Genomic DNA, 17,554 nt, shown 5'->3' with positions numbered 1-17,554 from the left:
AACAGCCTTGCGTGCCGGTCTGTTTTTTGTCCGGCGCTTCCATACTGCAAAAAGCATTGTGCCGGAAGGCCTGCTCTGCTATAATAGTAGAGGCGTTTTTTGGCGCCACAGCCTTACATAAATCAATTTCGAGGTGCGAATTATGTCTAGATGTGTTGGAACAGTTTCACGCGGGATCCGGACTCCTATTATACGCGAGGGCGATGATCTTGCCGCCATCGTCGTTTCGAGCGTGCTTGAAGCCGCGAAGGAGGACGGCTTTGCCCTGAACGACCGCGATGTGATCGCCGTGACCGAAGCGGTCGTGGCCCGTGCGCAGGGCAATTATGCCACTGTCGACAATATTGCAAGCGATATCAGGTCCAAGTACGGCGATAATACGATCGGCGTTATTTTTCCCATACTTTCCCGCAACCGTTTTGCGATCTGCCTGCGTGGGATTGCCAGGGGCGCGAAAAAAATCGTCCTCATGCTCTCCTACCCTTCGGATGAGGTCGGCAACCATCTTGTTTCACTGGATCAGGTGGAGGAAAAAGGCGTCAATCCGTGGAGCGACGTGCTAACGCTCGAGCAATACCGCGAGCTGTTCGGGGTGAACCTCCATCCTTTTACGGGCGTAGATTATGTGGATTATTACGAAGGCCTTATCCGCGAAGAGGGCGCAGAGGTGGAAATCATTTTCGCGAACGATCCATGTGCGGTTCTTCCTTACACCGACCACGTGCTCTGCTGCGACATCCATACGCGCGTGCGCTCCAAGAATAAGCTGACGGCGGCAGGCGTAAAAACGCTTTATTCCCTCGACGATATTATGGCGGAGCCCATTGACGGCAGCGGCTTCAACGCCAAATATGGTATTCTTGGCTCCAACAAGTCAACGGAAGACAAGGTAAAACTGTTTCCGCAGTCGTGCGAGGAATTTGTAGATGCCGTGCAGCATATGGTCTTTGAAAAAACAGGAAAAACCGTCGAAGTTATGGTATACGGCGACGGCGCGTTCAAGGACCCTGTCGGTAAAATCTGGGAATTGGCCGATCCTGTCGTTTCCCCCGCGCACACCGTCGGGCTTATGGGCACGCCCAATGAACTTAAGCTGAAATATCTTGCGGATAATCAGTTTGCAGATCTTGAAGGCGAAGACCTCCATACCGCAATCAGGCAGTATATCAAGGACAAAAACCAGGATCTTAAGGGTTCCATGGAATCGCAGGGCACTACGCCCCGCCGGTTGACCGACCTGATTGGTTCGCTGTGCGACCTGACCTCCGGCAGCGGCGATAAGGGAACTCCCGTTGTGCTGGTACAGGGATACTTCGATAACTACGCCGATTAAAACAGGACCTTATAAAAGCCGCTGCTTACGCAGCGGCTTTTATTTTTTGCTCCGTCTGCCGGGACGCTTTTTACCATATATTTGTCCCGTATTTTTTAAGTTATCCCTTTACTAATTTACCACGATGAATTATAATATCATCGTAACCTAAAATTATGGCACAAGGAGAAGGAATGAAATGAAAAGAATATTGTTGATTGCGCTCGTGGCCGTCCTTGCGGCTTCCGTTTTTGCAGGATGTGCGCCTGCGGCAAGCGGGGAAGACGCCCCCGCCGCCAATGAAGAATATGTAAAGCTGGGGGAAGAAGCCGCCAAAAACGGTGATGAATCCCTGAAAAACGTTATGGATAAAGGCGAATTTGTCGTCGGTCTCGACGATAGCTTCCCGCCCATGGGCTTCCGGGACGAGGACGGCAACCTGACCGGGTTTGATATTGAGCTTGCGCAGGCGGTCGCCGAGCATATGGGCATAAAAGCCAACCTTCAGGCAATCGACTGGAAAGCAAAGGAGCTTGAGCTTGAATCCGGCAACATCGACATGATCTGGAACGGATACACCATTACCCCGGAACGTCAGGAGCAGGTGTTGATGAGCGAGCCCTATATGGAGAATGAACAGGTCGTTGTTGTACCTGCGGATTCCTCCATTAAGACCCTTGCTGACCTCGCGGGCAAAAAAGTCGCGGTTCAGGATGGCTCTTCCGCACAGGAAGCAATTGCCAGCAATGCCGAACTGGCTGCCTCTATCGGCGAGCAGATCGACTTTAAGGACAACGTAACTGCGCTGATGGACGTTTCCTCCGGGCAGACCGACGCTCTTGCAGTAGACCTTGTAGTTGCGAACTATTACCTCGCCAAGGAGCCGGGTAAATATGTTATACTTGAAGAGACGCTGTCTCCCGAACAGTATGGCATCGGGTTCAGGAAGTCCGATCAGGCGCTGCATGACGCTATCATGCTGGCGCTTAGTGAAATGAAAGAAGACGGAACCGCCGCCGACCTGAGCGAGAAATGGTTTGGCAAGGACGTTACCACCTTCTAAATTTTACGGCAACCGAATCAACCGGGCAGTGTTTCGCGATACTGCCCGATTTTTCATCTTTTGAATCAGAGGTATCATTATGAACATTCTTGGTACATTTGCAGAGCTTGCCCAGGGTCTTGGCGTAACCTTGGCATTATTCGCGCTGACGCTGGTTTGTTCGATTCCGCTCGGATTTCTCGGCTCGCATGTAAGTCTCGGGAAAAGCAAACCTGCTAAATTCATCTATAATATTTATCTGGTGGTCATGCGCGGTACGCCCCTCATCCTTCAGGTACTATTTATGTATTTCGGCCTCAATCTGGCGGGCATCCATATCGGGCGGTTTGAATCTGCGCTTCTCTCTTTTGTGCTCAATTATACGGCCTATTTCAGCGAAATTTTCCGCGGCGGTATCCAGTCCATCAACCGCGGCCAATATGAGGCCGCCTCCGTTCTCGGGCTTTCCCGCGGCCTTACAATGCGCAAGATTGTAATCCCCCAGGTATTTAAGATCGTACTTCCCTCCCTTGGGAACGAGGTAATCAATCTTGTAAAGGATACGGCCCTTGTGAGCATCATCGCCCTCGGCGATTTGCTAAAGATCGCATATTCCGCATCCATGCGCGAGGCCAATATCATGCCATTGGTCGCGGCGGCAGTTTTCTATCTGGCTATCAATGCGATCGTATCTCTCGTACTGAAAAAGATCGAAAAGCGCATGAATTATTACAGGATTTAAGGTGAACCATATGAGCGTACTCGAAGTAAGCAAACTGAACAAGAGTTTTGGTGGCACACACGTCTTAAAGGATGTGGATCTTTCCCTCGAAAAAGGCGAAACCATGGCGATTATCGGACCGTCTGGCAGCGGAAAGTCCACCCTGCTGCGTTGTATTAATTGTTTGGAACGAGCGGAAAAAGGCAAGATCATCCTTGACGGCATTACCATTGCCGAAGAGAAAGATGGGACGACTGAATACCTCCCTGACGAGCAGCTGCGCGACGCACGCCTGCATCTTGGCATGGTGTTTCAGAATTTCAATCTGTTTCCCCACCTCAATGTATTGGAAAACCTGACGCTGGCACCAATGAACGTGGACCGCATTCCAAAGGAAAAAGCGGAAGCGGCCGCAATGGATCTGCTGAAAAAGGTAGGACTGGCAGATCGTGCAGACGCCTATCCCTGCGAACTTTCCGGCGGCCAGAGCCAGCGTGTGGCGATTGCCCGGGCGCTCGCCATGGATCCTGATATCCTGTGCTTTGACGAGCCGACCTCTGCGCTTGATCCAGAGCTTACAGGCGAAGTGCTGCAGGTTATCAAGGAGCTCGCGGCAGAACATATGACGATGCTGATCGTCACCCACGAAATGGGCTTTGCCAAGGAAGTCGCAAGCCAGGTAGTATTTATGGACGATGGGCGGATATTGGAACGCGGCACACCGGAAGAACTTCTGGTGAATCCGAAGGAAGCGCGTATCCGCGCCTTCCTTGACAAGCTTTTAAGCGTATAAAGGCGCTGAAAAAAGCCAGCCACATGGCTGGCTTTTGTTTTTCTTTCATTTTTTGAAATGAAGTGTTAGTATAATAGTAACATAAAATATCGCATCCTGGAGAGATTCAAAATGACTATTACCAAGTTGGAGCAAGACTATACGATACGCGCTTACGATGTGGATACGCGGGGAAAATGGAGGCCGTCGGCCATCCTCACACGCATGCAGGAAATTGCCGAAGACCACGCCATCGCCGTTCATTGCGGCAGGAAGGAACTGGTGGAGGAACGCGGAATGGCATGGATGCTCACCCGCCTGCACCTTGAAATGAAACGTTATCCAGACCTTATGGATGATATCCGGGTCGTGACATGGCCGGGCAAGCCCACACGCCTCTTTTTTGTGCGCCACACCATGTTTTTCGATGCACAGGGGGAAGAGCTGGGACGCGCCACTTCCCTGTGGGTGCTGTTTAATATCAAGGGCCGTTTCCTCTGCCGTACCGGGGATATCGGCGAGAATTATCCTTACGACCTTTCCCATGGCGCTGCCCTCCCCGACCCCGGCAAGATCAAGCTTCCCGACGATATGGAGCTTATCCGCACGCGTACAGTGGCGTACAGCGAAGTGGATATGAACAGCCATCTCAACAACGCGAAGTATGCCGACTGGATCTGTGAGCTTTTTGATCTCGATACCCTGAGGCATCATTCCATCCGCGATTTCAGGATCAATTTTATTGCCGAAGCCTATATGGGCCAGCCGGTGGACCTGTACCGCAGGGATGCGGACGGCGTATCTTATATCTGTGGAAAAACGGAAGGCAAAACAGTGTTTGACGCTTCCGTTATTTGGGAAAAGGGGGGGATTAGATTATGACGAAACGTATTGGCATCCTAACGAGCGGCGGGGATTGCCCCGGGCTCAACGCTGCGATCCGCGGCGTTGCGCGCGCCGCATACGACCGCATGGAGGGCGTAGAGATCATCGGCATTGCCGACGGTTATTCCGGCCTTATCAAGGGCGATTACCGCGTTATGGACAAAAGCGAATTCTCAGGTATCTTGACGCTGGGCGGCACGATCCTCGGCACGGCGCGCACTCCGTTCAAGGATATGCGCAAAATCGGCGACGACAACGTTGATAAGGTATCGAGCATGATGAAAAATTACGAGAAAATGGGGCTCGACTGCCTATGCACGCTTGGCGGGAACGGCACGCACAAGACGGCGAACCTTCTTTCCGAGGAGGGCCTCAATGTCATTGGTCTTCCGAAAACCATCGACAATGACCTTTGGGGAACAGATGTTACCTTTGGCTTTCATACCGCCGTCGATATCGCAACGGATGTGATCGACCGCGTCCATACCACAGCCGCAAGTCACGGCCGTGTGATGGTGGTGGAGCTGATGGGCAATAAGGCCGGATGGCTTACAATTTATTCCGGTGTTGCGGGCGGCGCGGATGTTGTGGTGATCCCAGAGATTCCTTACGACCGTGAGACGGTGATTGAAGCGGTGCGGAAACGCGCGGAGCGCGGTAAAGCCTTCTCTATCGTCGCCATCGCGGAAGGCGCGGTCAGGAACGACGAGGTGGATTTGAAGCGAAAAGAAATCCGCGAAAAACGTTCAGCCGAAGGTTTTACGTCGGTATCGGCCCGGCTCGCCCACGCGATTGAGGCAACGACCGGGATCGAAACGCGCGTTGTGGTTCCCGGCCATATCCAGCGCGGGGGCAGCCCCAGCGCATATGACCGTGTGCTTTCGACAAAATTCGGCGTGCAGGCGGCGGAGCTGATCTATCAAAAAAAATTCGGCTATACCGTGGCCCTGCAAAAGGGAAGGCTCACGGAAAACAAACTGTCCGACGTTGCCGGAAAGACGAAGCTGGTCACACTGGACAGCGACATCGTCCGTGCGGCGCGCAATATTGGCATTTGTCTGGGAGACTGACAAAAAAGCCGCTGCATTTCGCTCGTGCAGCGGCTTTTTCTTTACAATTTTATGGCCCCGTAGGTTTCTTTCAGGCCATCCGCCATAAGACCCGCCCGTCCCGCATAATACCGCAGGAAGCCTTCCGCCACTTCGGCATTGCCGGCCTTTACAATCACCGGCTTCTTCAGGAACATACACAGTGTTGAGGTAAAACTCCATAGATCAAAGTCCGCCTCCATCCCTCCAAAATCCAGGATTACGGCATCCGCTTCTCCCGCATCCTGCGGGATCGCATCCATCAGGCAATAATAATCCCCGCTCTGCATCCCTGCAAGGATACCGTCCGTATGCACATTCATCTCCACGGTTTTAATTCCGCTGACCGGCACCGCTTCGTATGCGGATGCAAGCATCTGCTCTGTACGGCGCTCTCCCTGCGGTAATTCCATATGGTCTATCTCCTCGCGCAGCGCCCGGATGTGATCCGGCCCGCTGCCGCAGCATCCGCCGATCAGACGCACTCCGTTACCGATAAAGCCTGCCGCGGAGCGGGCGAAATCCTCCGGCTGCTGCTTGAAAACGGCCACTCCCGACTCCATCTCCGGGAGTCCCGCATTAGGCTTTACGGAAAGCGGTATATCCACGGCCGCTCCCATTTCATGAATAGGCTCTAAAAGGCTCTCCGGCCCGCCTGAACAATTTGCGCCCACGATATCCGCACCGAGAGCCGCACAGGTAACAGCGCACGCTGACGGCGTATTCCCGGACATCGTCCGTTCTCCCTCGAACGTCATACTGGAGATAATCTCGAGGCCGCCCAGCTCCTTTGCCGCGACAATTGCCGCCCTCATTTCATTCAGGTCGGTAAACGTTTCAAAATTCACGATGGAAACGCCCGCCTCTTTCATGGGCCTAAGCTGCTGCCGGAAGACCTCAACCATCGAATCAAAGGTCATGTCCCCCGCCGGCTGAAAAAATTGACCGGTTGGGCCGGCGGAAGCCGCCACCGCTACGCCAGTGCCTTCCGCACACGAAAGAGCAAGCCGCGCCCCTTCGTAGTTGATCTCATAAAGTTTATCTTCCAGTCCATGGTTTTGCAGCGACGGCGCGTTTGCGCAAAATGTATTCGTTTGGATAACATCGGCTCCGGCGGCAATATAGCTTCCATACACTTCTTTCACCTTTTCCGGATGCGTCAGATTCCATTCCTCGGCGCTGTCTCCGCCCGAAAGGCCCTTAAGTTGAAGCATTACTCCCTTTGAGCCATCATAGATAAGTACCCTGTTTCTGCATTTTTCCGCTAGATTCATATAAGTTTCCTTTCTTATATCATGTATCATACTTTTTTATTATAGCGCATCCCGCCCGTTGTTTGAAACATAAAATTGCTTATTAGCATGAAAACGTGGGTATCATATTCTTATCGCTTCTGTAATAAAGAATCTCACAACTAAAACGTTTGGGTTGCGTATTCTTTGTTGCATAAGCATGCAGCATTCCTTATTATATTAATTCAAAGTAAAGTGCTGTAATAAAAACTTCGGAGGCATTTTATCATGAACCAAATTCGATTGCGGGACAAGAGTCTGTTGAGGCGGTATGAAATAATCGGTGCTATAGCGGTCTGTATACTGGCGCCTGTATTCCATTTTCTTTTTGAATGGTCGGGCGGCAACCTATTTGTCGGGATGTTCGCGGCGGTCAATGAAAGCGTATGGGAGCATACCAAGATCGTCTATTTTCCATTCCTCTTTTACGCAATTGCAGAATATTTTATTTTGAAGCCCGATTTTCAGCGTTTTCTCATTGCCAAGGCCGCCTCTATGGGGCTTATTCTGCTGCTGATGATTACATTTTTCTATACGTATTCCGGCATGTTCGGCGTGGAAAGCCTGATTGTAGATATCATCTTTACCTTTGTGCTTACGATCATCGCTTTTATCGTTTCTTACCGGATTTATACCTCAGAACGGGGTTACGAGCAATATTTTCTTTTGGCTCTGCTCCTGTTCTTTGCCGTCCTTGCGATGGAGCTTTTCTTCACGGCGTTTCCGCCCCATATTCCGCTGTTTCAGGATTCCGTTACGGGTTCGTTCGGCTTTCCCGCAGCATAAAGAAAGGCAACAAAAAACCGGCTTGCCGCCGGTTTTTTTATTGCCGCATTATTTTGAATGTGCTTTCCAAAGGCCGTGAAGATTGCAATATTCAAAAATAACGAATTCATCCGAATCAACATGAAAATCCGCTCTCGGATGCTCGCCCGGTTTCAGTACGTGGCGCTGGATCGAGTCGGGCGTCTCTACCGCAATCCATTCGATATGATGCTCGTCAAGCATGGGATGTTCCACGCTCCCTACCTGCACGGAAATAACATCGCCGTTTTTCTCATAGACGGGCACATGCTTCTCCTGCGCCGCATCCACCGTATTGGGTTCAAGCTTCACCATCGGCTTGCCGCAGCATACGAGCTGCCCGCCGCCGTCCTTCACCATTTCAACAATATTTCCGCATAATTCACATCTGTAAAAGATTACCTTTTCTTCCATTACCGTTTCCCCTTATTCAAAAAATTCAGACGCTGCCATCTGTGATTTTTTAATAAACACGCGCGCTCCCAACTAAACCTTATTGGCGCTTTTTCCCGGAGAAATAAGAAATATATTCGAGCTTGGGGGCATCCGGGAATAAAACCGCATGGAGGTCCAAAAAATAATCGTCCGTCATGCTCGCGATATAATCTACCACCACCTGGTTCGGTTCTTCCTGCAAATAGGCTTCCTTGAGGCCCTCCGCCCGCGAAAATCCACTGTATACATGGTTGATATGATGGCGGAAAATGGGGGAACCCTGGTCTCCTTTTACAAAGTCCTCCAGTAATTTATCGTATACGCGTGCAAACATTTTACGGATCGTGGGATAAGGCTCGTTTTTATCCTGCGGGCCGTAAATCCGTTTAAAGTTCACTTGTTTTTCATAAGCCAGCGCCGCAGCATACTCTTCATCCAGCTTGATATAGGGTTTTCCGTAGCTGTTCGACACCACATTGGTAATAATGTTGTTGATAAAATCGGAATTGGTAGACCCCAGCACATTATTTTCCGAAAACGGCTCCTGCACGCCGATTTTCAGGATCTGCGCGTCCTGCCGGTCCTTTCCCAGATACGCGATCACATCCGCAAGGCGCACTACGCACCCTTCGAGCGTTGCGGGCACCAGCTTGCCTACCGCGCCGGCTTCCGTATAGCACTCCTCCATCTGGCGTTCAAATTCCTCGAACGCTCCTACAGCATCCCGGGAACGGTATCCACGCGGTTTGTATTCGCCGCTCACCTTCTCTCCGTTATGGCACAGTATACCGTTCAGCACCTGAAGGCTGAGGTTTAAAGACAGCACTTTATCCAAAATACGCGCGCTGTGTACGTTATGGTTGAAATAGCGTCCCGTATTCGCATGGTAAAGCTTGGAGAGGAAGCGTTCTCCCGCGTGTCCGAACGGCGTATGTCCGAGATCGTGACCAAGGGCAATCGCCTCGATCAGGTCAAGGTTCAGGTTCAGCATACGGCCGATATTGCGGGCGATCCGCGAAACAAGCTGTACATGCAGAATGCGCCGCGTAATATCGTCGTTCTTATAGAGGGAGAATACCTGCGTCTTGTCTGCATAGCGGTTAAAATAGCGGCAATAAAGAATACGCTCACTGTCCTTCGCAAAATTCGGACGCTGGACGCGAAAGGTTTCCTTTTCCCGCCGCATCGAGCATTTGTCCCGCGTCGCGCACTCGTACATTTCATCCTGCTTACGTTTCAGGTCGGCATAAACCGCTTCCTTCACTTCGGGATCAAGCTCCAAATACTTTTTCTCGCGTTTTTTATCCATAAACTTTGTCCTCGTGCCTTTATTATAGCATAAAGCGCAGGATGCGTCCTTTGTAAATTTATTCTGAACAAACGTTCCCGTCGTTTGCCGCAGATGTAGAACGTGTATTAATATATACAATATTCTATATTGGAGGAATCAATAATGAAAAAAGGCTTATTTGGGACTCTGGCACTCGCCGTATGCTCCCTGTTTGTTCTCGCGGGCTGTTCGGCGGCGAAGCCGTCCGCCCCGGCTGATGGCCTCGTGCTTGCCGCAGCGGGTATCGTGACAGACATCACAACGGCGGATGGGACCACCAGCATCACAGTCGACGGCAGCAACACGGATTCAGGCGCAACCTACCAGTCGATGATCCTGCATACAACAGACAAAACTCCCGTCGAAAGGGACGGTGAAACGGTTATGTATGAGGACGGCTCCATAAATGTCGGCGACGCGATCGAAGCCTATTTTGCGGCTTCCACACCCGTAACGGCTTCCGAACCCCCGCAGGGAACCCCGGATAAAATCGTCGTGACTGCGCAGGGCGATAGCGGGACGGCTGCCGGCGTGCAGAAGGAATTTGGCGGAACGATTACGGAGATCAACGAGGATGGCGACTACCTTCTCGTCTATGTGCAAAAGGCAGAGGGCGGTGACGCGGCAGATGACCTGCGCGCTGTGGTATCGGCAGATACCGTAATCTCTTCCGAAAGCGAACCGGGTAAGGCGCTTGCCGCAGAAGCCCTCGCAACGGGACAAAGGGTCACTGTTACTACGGACGGCCGCATGACCTTCTCTATTCCGCCGCAGGCAAATGCACAGGCCATTGTGCTGCATGATGCGGAAGCAAAGTAAACCAATATTGAAAATGCCTGATCCTTCCGGATCAGGCATTTTTTATGCGAACGCGGATCTTTCAGTAAAGGCCCGACGGTTTCTCTGAAAGGTTGACTATAATATTTTTCATCTGCGTATAATGTTCAAGGATCACCTTATGCGTCTCCCGGCCGATGCCCGATTCCTTATAGCCGCCAAACGGCGCGCCTGCCGGGAAAGAATTATAGGTATTGACCCACATCCGCCCTGTCTTTACGCCCCGCGCCACACGGATCGCACGGTTCAGGTCTCTTGTCCATACGCCGCCGCCAAGACCGTATTCGCTGTCATTCGCAAGGCCAATAACCTCGTCTTCCGTCTTGAACTTGATTACGACCGCGACTGGTCCAAATATTTCCTCCTGCGCGACACGCATATCGTTTTTCACATCCACAAGCAGTGTCGGGCGCATAAAATAACCTTTGTCGAGTCCATTTTCCGTGATGCGCACGCCTCCGCAGGCCACTTTTGCGCCTTCCTGTTTTCCAATCTCAATATAATCCAGCACCTTTTTGAGCTGCCCCTTCGAAATCTGTGCGCCCATCTGGGTATCTTCCTTCCACGGCTCGCCCACCTTTACGCGGTCAAACCGCTGTACCGCATCTTCGATAAAACGGTCGTAGATATCTTCCTGCACAAATACGCGCGAACCCGCGCTGCATACCTGCCCCTGGTTAAACAGGATGCCAAGCTGCACTCCTTCCATCGCCATTTCCCAGTCACAGTCCGGAAAAAAGATATTGGCAGATTTTCCGCCCAGCTCGAGCGTCGCCGGGATCAGTTTTTCCGCTGCCGCTTGCGCAACGGAAACGCCAACTTCCGTCGAACCCGTAAATGCAAGCTTGGCAAAGCCCCTGTGCCGCAGGATGTACTCGCCCGATTTTGAACCCTTGCCCGTTATGACGTTAAACACGCCAGGCGGCAGGATGTCCTGTGTGAGCTTGGCCAGTTCAAGCACGGAAAGGGGCGTGCTGCTTGACGGCTTCAGCACGGTACAGCAGCCGGCTGCAAGCACGGGAGCCAGCTTCCATGCCGCCATCAGGAACGGGAAGTTCCACGGAACGATCTGCCCGACTACGCCAATGGGCTCCCGCAGGATCAGATTCAGGGTATTCTGATCCAGCATCATCGCTTCTCCCTCTTCCGTGCGTACCGCACCCGCAAAATAGCGGAAATGGTCAGCCGCAAGCGGTATGTCCGCATTCATTGTTTCGCGGATGGGTTTTCCGTTATCCAGCATTTCGATTTGTGCCAGCCGTTCCCTGTTTTCATCGATGACCTCCGCTACCCGGAACAATATTTTCTGTCGTTCTTCCGGGCTCACATCCTTCCAGGTTTCCCAGGCGCGCCACGCCGCCTCCACGGCTATATCCACGTCCTGTTCCGTTGCCTCCGCACAGGTGGAAATCTTTTCTCCGTTCGCCGGGCAAAATGTATCGAAGGTCCCTCCGTCGCTCGCTGCCGACCACTTCCCATCAATAAAGAGTCCATATGTTTTATCTGCTATCTGTTTCATTGTTCTTTTTCCTTTCCGGGGATTTTAAAATGCTTCTATAGATTTGCTTCATTATTAAACCGTACGGGAAAAAGGAACATTAAAAAAAGCGCGGAACCCGCGCTTTTTTAACTTTACCGGTCGCCCATGACCATAACCATGACTGCTTTTTGTGCATGCAGACGGTTTTCCGCCTCATCGAAAATCTCCTGCGCATGCTCCTCAAATACTTCGGCGGTGATTTCCTCTCCGCGATGCGCAGGCAGGCAATGCTGCACCATAGCATCCGGCTTTGCGACCGCCATAACATCCTTGTTGATCTGAACGCCCTTGAAAGCCTTCTGCCGCTCCCGGACCTGCGCCTCATGCCCCATAGATGCCCAAACGTCCGTAAAGAGTACATCCGCGTCCCTTGCCGCCGCATAAATATCGCCCGAAATGGAGAAGCCAGAATACTTCTTTGCAAATTCCAGCACCGACGGATCTGGCCAATAATTTTCCGGAACCGCGCACGCAACTTCCATGCCCACCGTAAGGCCGCCCACAATCAATGAATTCGCCATATTGTTCCCATCGCCGATATATGCCATCTTAAGCCCATCGAAGCTTTTCTTATATTCGCGAATCGTCATCAGGTCCGCGAGAACCTGGCACGGATGCGCGTAATCCGTAAGGCCGTTGATAACCGGAATACTGCCGTATTGCGCGAGGTCTTCCACCTCCTGCTGCGCATAGGTGCGAATCATAATGCCGTCAAGATAACGCGACAACACCCGCGCCGTATCTTCAACGGGCTCACCCCGGCCGATCTGAAGATCATTCGAGGAAAGGAACAGCGGATAACCGCCGAGCTGATACATACCGACCTCGAAGGAGACCCTTGTACGCGTGGATGACTTTTGGAAAATCATGCCCAGAGTCTTCCCCGCAAGAAGCGGATGCTTGACCCCCTGCTTGTTTTCCGCTTTCAGCCTGTCCGCCAGATCGAGTATCTCATTGATCTGGTCCTTATTCAGATCGCCCATTTTGAGTAGATGCTTCATGGTATTTACCTCATTTCCAATTCAATAGTATAATTATACATCAAAATGAATATTTATGCAAATTATTTTTAGCGTTCCGCCTGTTGCTCGCAATAGGCACAGCGGTAAATCCCCCGTTCCGCGTCCGTGAGGTTAAACACATGCGGAAGTTCCTGCTCCACCGAGGTAATGCACCGCGGATTTTTGCATTTGACGATATTCACCACACGCCTAGGGAGAGTAAGATTCATTTTTTTTATGATTTTCCCTCCGTCGATAATGTTCACCGTGATATTCGGATCGATAAAGCCAAGCATCTCGAGATCCGTTTCGATCTCATTTTCAATTTTGATGATATCCTTTTTACCCATACGGTTGCTTTTTACGTTTTTGATGATCGCTACGGCGCAATCGAGCTTATCGAGCCTCAGATAATTATAGATACTCATTGCTTTCCCAGCCTTGATATGGTCGATCACTACGCCTCTTTCCACACTATCGATACTTAACATTACGCATTTACCCCCAACATCGTCATGATAAGAGCCATCCTGACATACTTTCCAAACAGCGCCTGTTTGAAATAGACCGCCCGCGGGTCTTTGTCTACTTCCACGGAGATTTCATTGACCCTCGGCAGCGGGTGCATCACAATCATGTCATCTTTGGCAAGCTTCATTTTTTCCGCATCGAGGATATAGCTGTCCCGCAGGCGGATATAATCTTCCTCATTGAAGAAGCGTTCCCGCTGGACACGCGTCATATAGAGGATGTCGAGATCGGAAATGATCTCCTCCAGCCGCTCATACTGCACATAGGTGACGTTCTCATTGTTCTTGAGCACATCTTCCTTGACGTAGCGCGGCACCTTAAGCTCTTTGGGCGAGATAAACACAAATTTAATATTCGTGTACCGTGAAAGCGCCCGAATCAAGGAATGTACCGTACGGCCGAATTTAAGGTCGCCGCACATTCCGATCGTCAGATGATCAAGCCGCCCTTTCAGGGAACGGATCGTAAGGAGGTCTGTCAGAGTCTGGGTGGGGTGCTGGTGCCCGCCGTCGCCTGCATTGATGATCGGAATGCATACATTCTGCGAAGCAACCGTCGCCGCACCTTCTTTTGGATGACGCATCGCGATAATGTCCGCATAGCATTCCACCGTGCGCACCGTATCCGCTACGCTTTCCCCCTTGGAAGCCGAACTGTTGTCCGCCCCCGCAAAACCGATCACATCGCCGCCGAGCTCGTGCATCGCCGCTTCAAAGCTCAGCCGCGTACGGGTCGACGGTTCAAAAAAAAGTGTCGCCAGCTTTTTATGCCTGCACACTTCCTGGTACTTTTTCGGTTCCGCAATAATTTTGTCGGCCAAATCAAGCAGTTCGTCGATCTCCTCTGTCGATATGTCCATCGGGTCCAATAAATGTTTCATCAGGTTCCTCCTGTTTTGTCGATTTGGTACATAATCCGCGCGTGCGGCTTCCCCTGAAGGCACAAAAAAATGTCTTCCCCATGACAGAAAGACATTGCGATTGCACGAAAAAACAAATGTGTAAAACCTTATCAGCCTCTCTGTACCAATTTAAAGGTTCTTATGTATCCTCAACTATTCTACTACACAAAAAAGCAAATGGCAAGATAAGAATTTTCATGTTTCCGCGGATGAAAAAGCGTCCATTATTAAAACAGAACAAATAATTTGGGGAAAGGAAGTGAAACAAATGTCACATAGTATGGCAGTGAAATTCATCGCACTCGCAGCGGTCATCATCGTGGGCCTCGCAATGATTTTTGTGACGATTCCAAGCACTCCGCTTCCCGTGCAAAATCTGGCGGAAAGCCTCACTATGACCGCAGATACACAAGCCGAAACAGTTTCGGCCTCAATCAACTGATTTTTTTCTCTCATCATATAAAAGGGCGCGGTTTCAAACCGCGTCCTCTTTGCTTTTATTTGTTTTTTATCACCACGTTCCGGTATGGATATGGAATCTCTATCCCGCGGCGGTCAAATTCTTTTTTTACCGCATACCGCAAATCAGACAGGATTGGAAAGCTGGAGGATGTATCCGGCGTCCAAACAAATGCTCTCAGCTGGACCGCAGACTCCCCAAGGTCCTGCACGCGGACGGTGACAGGCGGAATCCCGCTGTTCTTTTCCTCCTCCGAGCGCACGTCGAGCGTTCCCCCGTGGGCCGCAATTGTATCCGCAAGGATCTTCATCGCAAGATCAATATCGCTGTCGTAGGAAATCCCTACGTCGAGGAAGCTGCATACATTCGCCTTTTCCACCACATGGGAAGCGCGTATCATATCTTTGTCAATAATACTGTTGGGAATCACGATGCTTTTATTGGAAGCGTCGAGAATCGTCGTGTGACGCAAACCAATATCCTTGACTACGCCCATAACAGGCGGCGTCACATTCAGGATTTCGATAAATTCACCTACCTCAAAAGGCTTTGCCGCGCTGATAGAGATGCCGCTGAACACGTTACCGAGCGTTTGCTGGGCCGCAAGACCGATGACAATACCCGCAATTCCCGAGCTTGCGAGAAGGCCCGTCCCAAGATTACCCAGCGGTTTGATCGTGACGAGCACGCACAGTATGGCGATAATAATAATCGCCACATAGATCAGGCGGTAAAAAATCCGGGCATTTCCCGTCAACTTCCGTGCGAGGAAATGCTGGATCAGTTTGATGATAATAAAAGCGGCCGCCGCCACGATGGCCGCATAGATGACCGTGTTTACAAGCCCGCCGAGGGCAAAGGTTTCTTTTTCCCAGGCGGTATAGGAATCCACAGCATTTTGCGCAATATCATTCACGGTTTGGTCGGCCAGACGGCCAACGCCGGCATCCATTAATGTCATACCGTATCTCCCCAACTAAAAATTCTGAACGGTATATTGATACCCAAAAAATCCCCTTTATTACATCAGCGGCGCAAAAACACGCAAAATCGCTTGCATCAGGCGGATATACCATGGGCGATGGCATATCTCGTCATAAGATACCTCTTCGCACACCTTAAGCGTCTCGAGATAGTCCTCCTTCAACTGCCCGATGGCCTTTGTCCCATAGAGCCATACGCCGCACTCATAGTGCAGGAACAGGCTGCGGTAATCGAGGTTGATGGTGCCGATAATCCCGAATTCGTCGTCACACACGAAGGTCTTGGTATGGATGAACCCCGGCGTGTATTCGTAAATCCTGACCCCCGCCTTCAGCAGTTCCTCGTAATGCGCGCGGGTAAGCAGGAATACCATTTTCTTATCGGGAATATGCGGAGTGGTAATGCGTACATCCACGCCGCTTTTAGCCGCATTTTCAAGCGCAGTCATAAATTCGTTGTCAAGGATCAGGTACGGCGTGTTGATATAAAGATACCGTTTTGCCCTGCTGAGCATATTCATGTAGGTGTTTTCACTGACGTATTCGTCATCCATCGGATCGTCCGTGAACGGCTGGACATATCCGTCGGACCCGCGCCCGTCCAATTCCTCCGGTTTCGGCCGGAACACGGAATAATCGCTGTCTTCCTGCATCATAAAGTTCCAGGCCTGCAGGAACATCACGGCAAAGGCCCACGCCCCCGCCCCCTTCAGCATGACAGCGCCGTCTTTCCAATGCCCGAAACGCTCGATTGCATTGATATACTCATCCGCAAGATTTGCTCCGCTGCAAAATGCCGTATGCCCGTCGATCACGGTCACCTTGCGGTGGTTGCGGTTGTTGAAGATCGAAGATAGCTCCGGCCTGAGCGGATTGAATACCGTGGCCTTGATCCCCATTTCCCGCAGCCGCTTGAAATAGCGGAACGGAAGCGTACGCGCGCAGCCCATATCGTCATACATAAACCGTACGTCCACACCTTCGGCTACCTTACGCTGCAAGATTTCAAGTACGCTGTCCCACATGACGCCTTTCTCCACAATAAAATATTCCATGAAGATATAGCGTTCCGCTTTTTCCAACTCTGTTTTAAGCTGTCCGAAAAAAGCTTCCCCGCTGGAGAAATATTCGGATTCCGTTTTGTCGTAAACGGGAAAGGTGCTCGCCCGGCGTATATAGTCCGTCTGGCGCAATGCGTCGAGGCTCTTTTGTTCAAGTTCATGCGTCACGCGTCGGTCCTGCCCCAGAAGCGGCCTTGATTTTTCGAGCTCCAGCTCCGCTTTCCTGCGCAGCCTTCTCGTCAACTGGCGCTGGCTGAAAAAGATATACATCAGTACGCCGAACACGGGCAGCACCAGAATCACAATGATCCATGCAAGTTTATAGGATGGATTCTGCCGTTTGTTCACAATATAAAGCACCATCACAAGGCTTATCACCCAGAAAACCGTCCGGATGACCTCCGACTGGTCGTCAAAATACAAAAAAAGGCTGATAATGATCCATGCCTGAATGCCGATCAGTGCGAACACGATGAACATCCGGCTAATAAAGAAACTGAAAAATTTTTTCATATGATACTCCCATGGGTTTGCCCCAGCTACCATTTTACGTTAAAAC

General features: G+C 51.1%; 18 protein-coding genes. 9 read left to right on the top strand and 9 right to left on the bottom strand.

Features of this window, described 5'->3' with window-relative positions; translation table 11 throughout:
* Positions 1 to 142 precede the first annotated feature (142 nt).
* The 6 genes from B1H56_RS02575 to B1H56_RS02550 all read left to right on the top strand — a co-directional run bounded on the left by B1H56_RS02575 (position 143) and on the right by B1H56_RS02550 (position 5,802).
* Positions 143 to 1,333, top strand: coding sequence for a coenzyme F420-0:L-glutamate ligase (locus B1H56_RS02575; protein ID WP_066521478.1), 1,191 nt, complete (start codon positions 143 to 145; stop codon positions 1,331 to 1,333).
* A 178-nt stretch (positions 1,334 to 1,511) separates the two neighbouring features.
* Positions 1,512 to 2,375, top strand: coding sequence for an amino acid ABC transporter substrate-binding protein (locus B1H56_RS02570; protein ID WP_066521481.1), 864 nt, complete (start codon positions 1,512 to 1,514; stop codon positions 2,373 to 2,375).
* Positions 2,376 to 2,454: 79 nt separating this feature from the next.
* Positions 2,455 to 3,096, top strand: coding sequence for an amino acid ABC transporter permease (locus tag B1H56_RS02565; RefSeq protein ID WP_066521482.1), 642 nt, complete (start codon positions 2,455 to 2,457; stop codon positions 3,094 to 3,096).
* Positions 3,097 to 3,106: 10 nt separating this feature from the next.
* Positions 3,107 to 3,868, top strand: a complete 762-nt coding sequence (locus tag B1H56_RS02560; protein ID WP_066521483.1) for an amino acid ABC transporter ATP-binding protein — start codon at positions 3,107 to 3,109, stop codon at positions 3,866 to 3,868.
* Positions 3,869 to 3,979: 111 nt separating this feature from the next.
* Positions 3,980 to 4,729 carry an acyl-[acyl-carrier-protein] thioesterase gene (locus tag B1H56_RS02555; protein ID WP_121418962.1) on the top strand — a complete coding sequence of 250 codons (750 nt, stop codon included), beginning with the start codon at positions 3,980 to 3,982 and terminating at the stop codon, positions 4,727 to 4,729.
* Positions 4,726 to 5,802: a 6-phosphofructokinase gene (locus B1H56_RS02550; protein WP_066521486.1), complete on the top strand. Its 1,077-nt coding sequence runs from the start codon at positions 4,726 to 4,728 to the stop codon at positions 5,800 to 5,802. The genes B1H56_RS02555 and B1H56_RS02550 overlap by 4 nt, the downstream gene beginning before the upstream one ends.
* Before the next feature lie 41 nt (positions 5,803 to 5,843).
* Here the strand turns inward: B1H56_RS02550 and B1H56_RS02545 are convergent, their stop codons facing one another.
* Complete coding sequence (locus tag B1H56_RS02545; protein ID WP_066521489.1) at positions 5,844 to 7,094, bottom strand: homocysteine S-methyltransferase family protein; 1,251 nt, start codon at positions 7,092 to 7,094, stop codon at positions 5,844 to 5,846.
* 246 nt (positions 7,095 to 7,340) lie between these two features.
* Between B1H56_RS02545 and B1H56_RS02540 the strand changes: the two genes are divergently transcribed.
* Positions 7,341 to 7,898: a DUF6512 family protein gene (locus tag B1H56_RS02540; RefSeq protein WP_066521490.1), complete on the top strand. Its 558-nt coding sequence runs from the start codon at positions 7,341 to 7,343 to the stop codon at positions 7,896 to 7,898.
* Between the two features lie 48 nt (positions 7,899 to 7,946).
* On the opposite strand, the gene B1H56_RS02535 is transcribed toward B1H56_RS02540, so the two are convergent.
* The gene (locus tag B1H56_RS02535) at positions 7,947 to 8,330 is read right to left on the bottom strand and encodes a desulfoferrodoxin (protein ID WP_066521491.1); all 384 of its coding nucleotides are present in this window, start codon (positions 8,328 to 8,330) and stop codon (positions 7,947 to 7,949) included.
* 79 nt (positions 8,331 to 8,409) lie between these two features.
* Entirely contained in the window at positions 8,410 to 9,660 is a 1,251-nt protein-coding gene (locus B1H56_RS02530; protein WP_066521493.1) for a deoxyguanosinetriphosphate triphosphohydrolase family protein, read from the bottom strand.
* A 144-nt stretch (positions 9,661 to 9,804) separates the two neighbouring features.
* Between B1H56_RS02530 and B1H56_RS02525 the strand changes: the two genes are divergently transcribed.
* Positions 9,805 to 10,500 (top strand): hypothetical protein, encoded by a 696-nt coding sequence (locus B1H56_RS02525; protein ID WP_066521500.1) that lies wholly within the window; start codon positions 9,805 to 9,807, stop codon positions 10,498 to 10,500.
* Positions 10,501 to 10,561: 61 nt separating this feature from the next.
* Here the strand turns inward: B1H56_RS02525 and B1H56_RS02520 are convergent, their stop codons facing one another.
* The 4 genes from B1H56_RS02520 to pyrB form a co-directional block, all read right to left on the bottom strand.
* Positions 10,562 to 12,037, bottom strand: coding sequence for an aldehyde dehydrogenase family protein (locus tag B1H56_RS02520; protein ID WP_066521504.1), 1,476 nt, complete (start codon positions 12,035 to 12,037; stop codon positions 10,562 to 10,564).
* 113 nt (positions 12,038 to 12,150) lie between these two features.
* Positions 12,151 to 13,059 carry an ornithine carbamoyltransferase gene (argF, locus tag B1H56_RS02515; RefSeq protein ID WP_066521505.1) on the bottom strand — a complete coding sequence of 303 codons (909 nt, stop codon included), beginning with the start codon at positions 13,057 to 13,059 and terminating at the stop codon, positions 12,151 to 12,153.
* A gap of 68 nt (positions 13,060 to 13,127) precedes the next feature.
* On the bottom strand, positions 13,128 to 13,550 hold the full coding sequence (locus B1H56_RS02510) for an aspartate carbamoyltransferase regulatory subunit (protein WP_066521507.1): 423 nt from the start codon (positions 13,548 to 13,550) through the stop codon (positions 13,128 to 13,130).
* A complete protein-coding gene (gene pyrB, locus B1H56_RS02505) occupies positions 13,550 to 14,470 on the bottom strand; it encodes an aspartate carbamoyltransferase (RefSeq protein WP_066521509.1) in 921 nt (306 codons plus the stop codon). The genes B1H56_RS02510 and pyrB overlap by 1 nt, the downstream gene beginning before the upstream one ends.
* Before the next feature lie 289 nt (positions 14,471 to 14,759).
* Here pyrB and B1H56_RS14475 point away from each other — a divergent pair, with 289 nt between their 5' ends.
* Positions 14,760 to 14,933, top strand: a complete 174-nt coding sequence (locus B1H56_RS14475) for a hypothetical protein (RefSeq protein WP_156468721.1) — start codon at positions 14,760 to 14,762, stop codon at positions 14,931 to 14,933.
* Between the two features lie 55 nt (positions 14,934 to 14,988).
* Here the strand turns inward: B1H56_RS14475 and B1H56_RS02500 are convergent, their stop codons facing one another.
* On the bottom strand, positions 14,989 to 15,912 hold the full coding sequence (locus B1H56_RS02500) for a mechanosensitive ion channel family protein (RefSeq protein WP_066740068.1): 924 nt from the start codon (positions 15,910 to 15,912) through the stop codon (positions 14,989 to 14,991).
* Positions 15,913 to 15,972: 60 nt separating this feature from the next.
* Complete coding sequence (cls, locus tag B1H56_RS02495; protein WP_066521510.1) at positions 15,973 to 17,508, bottom strand: cardiolipin synthase; 1,536 nt, start codon at positions 17,506 to 17,508, stop codon at positions 15,973 to 15,975.
* Positions 17,509 to 17,554: the final 46 nt, after the last annotated feature.

This window comes from Christensenella minuta (assembly GCF_003628755.1).
Lineage (GTDB): Bacteria > Bacillota > Clostridia > Christensenellales > Christensenellaceae > Christensenella > Christensenella minuta.
Note: the sequence above shows the minus strand (reverse complement) of the source record. Positions and strands in the feature narration are given on the sequence as shown.

Excerpts from the sequence above, each read along its gene's own strand:
- B1H56_RS02565 (WP_066521482.1), top strand. The coding sequence starts at position 2,455 with ATGAACATTCTTGGTACATTTGCAGAGCTTGCCCAGGGTCTTGGCGTA.
- B1H56_RS02530 (WP_066521493.1), bottom strand. The coding sequence starts at position 9,660 with ATGGATAAAAAACGCGAGAAAAAGTATTTGGAGCTTGATCCCGAAGTG.
- B1H56_RS02575 (WP_066521478.1), top strand. The coding sequence starts at position 143 with ATGTCTAGATGTGTTGGAACAGTTTCACGCGGGATCCGGACTCCTATT.
- argF (WP_066521505.1), bottom strand. The coding sequence starts at position 13,059 with ATGAAGCATCTACTCAAAATGGGCGATCTGAATAAGGACCAGATCAAT.
- B1H56_RS02545 (WP_066521489.1), bottom strand. The coding sequence starts at position 7,094 with ATGAATCTAGCGGAAAAATGCAGAAACAGGGTACTTATCTATGATGGC.
- B1H56_RS14475 (WP_156468721.1), top strand. The coding sequence starts at position 14,760 with ATGTCACATAGTATGGCAGTGAAATTCATCGCACTCGCAGCGGTCATC.
- B1H56_RS02500 (WP_066740068.1), bottom strand. The coding sequence starts at position 15,912 with ATGACATTAATGGATGCCGGCGTTGGCCGTCTGGCCGACCAAACCGTG.
- pyrB (WP_066521509.1), bottom strand. The coding sequence starts at position 14,470 with ATGAAACATTTATTGGACCCGATGGACATATCGACAGAGGAGATCGAC.
- B1H56_RS02560 (WP_066521483.1), top strand. The coding sequence starts at position 3,107 with ATGAGCGTACTCGAAGTAAGCAAACTGAACAAGAGTTTTGGTGGCACA.
- B1H56_RS02550 (WP_066521486.1), top strand. The coding sequence starts at position 4,726 with ATGACGAAACGTATTGGCATCCTAACGAGCGGCGGGGATTGCCCCGGG.
- B1H56_RS02570 (WP_066521481.1), top strand. The coding sequence starts at position 1,512 with ATGAAAAGAATATTGTTGATTGCGCTCGTGGCCGTCCTTGCGGCTTCC.
- B1H56_RS02535 (WP_066521491.1), bottom strand. The coding sequence starts at position 8,330 with ATGGAAGAAAAGGTAATCTTTTACAGATGTGAATTATGCGGAAATATT.
- B1H56_RS02520 (WP_066521504.1), bottom strand. The coding sequence starts at position 12,037 with ATGAAACAGATAGCAGATAAAACATATGGACTCTTTATTGATGGGAAG.
- B1H56_RS02540 (WP_066521490.1), top strand. The coding sequence starts at position 7,341 with ATGAACCAAATTCGATTGCGGGACAAGAGTCTGTTGAGGCGGTATGAA.
- cls (WP_066521510.1), bottom strand. The coding sequence starts at position 17,508 with ATGAAAAAATTTTTCAGTTTCTTTATTAGCCGGATGTTCATCGTGTTC.
- B1H56_RS02525 (WP_066521500.1), top strand. The coding sequence starts at position 9,805 with ATGAAAAAAGGCTTATTTGGGACTCTGGCACTCGCCGTATGCTCCCTG.
- B1H56_RS02510 (WP_066521507.1), bottom strand. The coding sequence starts at position 13,550 with ATGTTAAGTATCGATAGTGTGGAAAGAGGCGTAGTGATCGACCATATC.
- B1H56_RS02555 (WP_121418962.1), top strand. The coding sequence starts at position 3,980 with ATGACTATTACCAAGTTGGAGCAAGACTATACGATACGCGCTTACGAT.